The 3,371-nt window shown below is 40.4% G+C and carries 5 protein-coding genes and 1 pseudogene; all 6 read right to left on the reverse strand.

All coding sequences use genetic code 11. The annotated features are described in order from the left end of the window. Positions 1-86 precede the first annotated feature (86 nt). Positions 87-257, reverse strand: a complete 171-nt coding sequence (rpmF, locus tag Q0O89_RS10380; RefSeq protein ID WP_005544470.1) for a 50S ribosomal protein L32 — start codon at positions 255-257, stop codon at positions 87-89. A 16-nt stretch (positions 258-273) separates the two neighbouring features. Further along, entirely contained in the window at positions 274-798 is a 525-nt protein-coding gene (gene yceD / locus Q0O89_RS10385; protein WP_273318056.1) for a 23S rRNA accumulation protein YceD, read from the reverse strand. Between the two features lie 84 nt (positions 799-882). Then, the gene (gene bioD / locus Q0O89_RS10390) at positions 883-1,524 is read right to left on the reverse strand and encodes a dethiobiotin synthase (protein WP_293731619.1); all 642 of its coding nucleotides are present in this window, start codon (positions 1,522-1,524) and stop codon (positions 883-885) included. A gap of 2 nt (positions 1,525-1,526) precedes the next feature. Then, positions 1,527-2,276 carry a malonyl-ACP O-methyltransferase BioC gene (bioC, locus tag Q0O89_RS10395; protein WP_293731620.1) on the reverse strand — a complete coding sequence of 250 codons (750 nt, stop codon included), beginning with the start codon at positions 2,274-2,276 and terminating at the stop codon, positions 1,527-1,529. Further along, on the reverse strand, positions 2,273-2,920 hold the full coding sequence (locus Q0O89_RS10400) for a pimeloyl-ACP methyl esterase BioG family protein (RefSeq protein WP_293731621.1): 648 nt from the start codon (positions 2,918-2,920) through the stop codon (positions 2,273-2,275). Before Q0O89_RS10400 ends, bioC begins: the two co-directional genes overlap by 4 nt. A gap of 14 nt (positions 2,921-2,934) precedes the next feature. Then, a pseudogene (locus Q0O89_RS10405) lies at positions 2,935-3,371 on the reverse strand (aminotransferase class I/II-fold pyridoxal phosphate-dependent enzyme); the annotation flags it as partial.

Here is a 3,371-nt window from a genome sequence, read left to right on the forward strand (position 1 = left end):
GGGATAGTAATACGGGGACCAATGTCCCCGCCCATCACATCTAACGCAAGGGTTAGACGGCTCAAGTGAATACCTTATAAAAAGGATTACTTGTTGATTACTTTACGACCACGATAGTAACCATCAGCAGTTACATGGTGACGTAAATGAGTTTCGCCGCTTGCTTTATCTACTGATACTGCAGCAGTGGTTAACGCATCATGTGAACGGCGCATATCACGACGTGAACGAGATTTTTTGTTTTGTTGAACAGCCATTGGCTATACTCCTAAGTTAGTTCTTTTTTAAATTAGCTAATACAGCGAACGGGTTTGGTTTTTTAGCCAATTCTTCAGGCAGTTGCCCGAAGACCTGTTCCTGCGTGGACACTTCACAGTGTTCAGATGAATGCATCGGCACAATCGGCAGACATAAAATCAGTTCGTCTTCAATCGTACCAATCAAATCTATTTCCCCGAATTCATTGAATTCAATGGGTTCATAAATCTCTGGCAATTCATCGATCTTATCTAAATTAGAAATTGGACTGTAAGTAAATTCACATTCCAAGGTTTGTTTAAAGGGTTGATTACAGCGTTGACATTCTAATTCAACATCAATGCTGGCTTTACCTTTAAACACCACTAATTTTTGCGGATCAACGAAAAACGATACTGTTACCTGTGCATCGCTGAGCACTTTGACTACTGACTCAGACAAACGCTCCAGCTGATTAATGGCGTAATATCCGTCATAATCTAATCGGCGTTGTGCGTCTTTAACCGGGTCAACAGTTAGGGGTAGTTTTACCTTTTGCATAGGGCGTGCATATTACCTTTTGAGAAAGAATTAGTCAAAGGAAAATTATCATTTTCCTCTGAAAAAATCCATAATACTCAAAATTTATTTTTCCAAGACATCCAATAGTTCAAAAGCCGTTGTAGGAAAATGCCGGGCTAAATATTGTTGTAAATATCGCTGCGTTTCTTTTTCAATCTTCTCATCAACCTGAGGATATTGGTTATAAATCACTGAATAAACAGAAAGTTGGCGGGCTCGACAGACTTCTAAACTCAATAATGTATGATTGATACTCCCAAGCTTCCCTGATGTAACTAAAATCACAGGATAGCCCTGTTGTTGTACGTAGTCTAAACTTGTTTGGCTCTCATTATAAGGAACCAGTAACCCACCTGCCCCCTCCAGCAAAACGTAATCATATTTTTGTGCTAAATAGGCTGTTGCGACTTGAATTTTTTGCGGTTCAATTTCGCGCTGTTCCAGTTTCGCCGCCAAATGTGGTGAACAAGGATAAGAAAAAACATAAGGGCAAGTAACTCCTTGATAATCTTCTTCCAAAAGAGAAATGCCCTGCATGTTGCGATGTACCAACAAATCGGAGGCAATACCCTCACATCCTGTTTGAATCATCTTTTGTGTTATCACGGAAAAACCTTGTTGCATCAGTTTTTTCGCATACCAACCTGTCGCGACTGTTTTGCCTACATCGGTATCAATACCCGATACAAAAATCACTTGTCCCATGGTTATTTTCTCTTTGCCAAACCTAAAATTGGTGCATAAGTTAACCGCACTTTTCCTGATGAAGTGCGGTAATTTTTTTCATAGTTTTGATAAAAATCCTGTAACTTCTTTTTTGTCCAGATTGTTTGATGCGTTGCGGTTACACCTGTTTGCTTAAGGTGCAATAAAACGGCTTTCGGGCTATCAAACTCCAATACAATTTTATCACTAGACAAATGCAATATCTCAAAATCATCACAGAGCCATTGTTGCCATTGCATCACTGTAGGATAATCCAAGCCAACTTGCGTAAGTTGCTTAATTTCTAATAAATTCTCCGGTGCAAAAGTACTAAATAACAATAGCCCTCTCGGCAACAAATGCGCGGCGCAACGGGCTAAAAACTGAGGCTTATTTTCAAACCATTGCACCGTAGATGCAGTCGCAATTAAATCATATTGCCTTGGCAAACAAAGTTGTTCCGCGTCCCCTTGAATAAATCGAAAGGATTGGGCAGGCAAAATTTGCGAAATCACACTGTGTTGTTCGCATAAGTCATTCAAATCCCAACGCTGAATAGAGACATGTTGAGCTAGTTCACGTGTTAGCTGCCCACTACCGCAACCGATTTCTAAGCAATGATGAAAATTTCGCTGATGACCAGTTAAAAGTGCGGTGAGCTGTCGAATAATTTCGCGCTGAGCCAACGCCTGTTGCTCATAAAAGGGCTGAGCCTGTGTAAAACACTTTTTTATTTGCGTTTTACCAATCATGTTTCACTGCTCCATAATTCGGCCCAATGAGAAAATGATAAAAAGACGTAATGCGCCCCCTTAATCTGTTGAACAGGAATCGAAGTCTGTTGCCAATAAGCCTGTTGATTTTCCATAGGAAAAATACGATCTTGCACTGAAATCCAAGCCCTTGTCCACAAAATATTTTGTGTATTATTTATCTGAATCATTTGATAAAGCGCGGTCAATTCTGCATGAATTTCTTGAAAATCACGTTGTTCAGGTAAAGATTGATAATAGGAAAAAGTTGACTTATCCCCACAGATCCGTCGTTCAAATTTCAGTCGATTTTCTTCATTTAACCCTGTCAATGTGCCTTCAAAGATCTCGCATGGGATACCAAATTGATCGTGACAAGGTAAACCGGTGCCATTCACCGCCACCGCAGAAATCAATGGAATGCCTGACATGACTTGATTTGCCACCCAAACGCCCATTGACCAAGCGACAAGACGAATTTGACGGTAAGGCGAAAAATCAAAGTCCAACTGAAGATCTTGGTAATCATAACAAATCAATAAATCATGATCTTCAGGCAAGGTCAAATGCGACACCGCAGAGATCGGTGTTCCCCAACCTGCAAAATAAACAAGCAAATGTGTTGCCGGTGTTGACTGAGGCATGATTAAATGTGTTTTCATTTTATTCCCTTGCGTAGGCAATCCAAAAATTGAGCCAATTCAGTTTCCTTCATATCAGCAGTGAGTGATAAACGAATGCGTGATGTTCCTTTCGGTACTGTAGGGGGACGAATTGGTAAACAGTAATAGCCTTGCTGCTGCAAATGTTGTGCCACACTGAGTGTACGATGATTATCCCCTAAAATATAAGGCACAATATAGCTTTGGCTCGGCATAGTTGATGGCATCATTTGAGCTAATTGCTCACGTAATTGCTCGCTTAATTGATTTAGATGTTGGCGGCGTGCAGCAAAAGACGGCAATTGTTCAAAAAGGAAATGCGTCCAAGCCACATTAAATGGTGCCAGTGCCGTGGAAAAAATCAGTGGACGCATTTTATTCACCTTGAATTGTCAAACCAAGTGCAACGATTTTTTGAAGTAAACTTCATAAG

Source organism: uncultured Actinobacillus sp., from assembly GCF_945915845.1.
Taxonomy (GTDB): domain Bacteria; phylum Pseudomonadota; class Gammaproteobacteria; order Enterobacterales; family Pasteurellaceae; genus Exercitatus.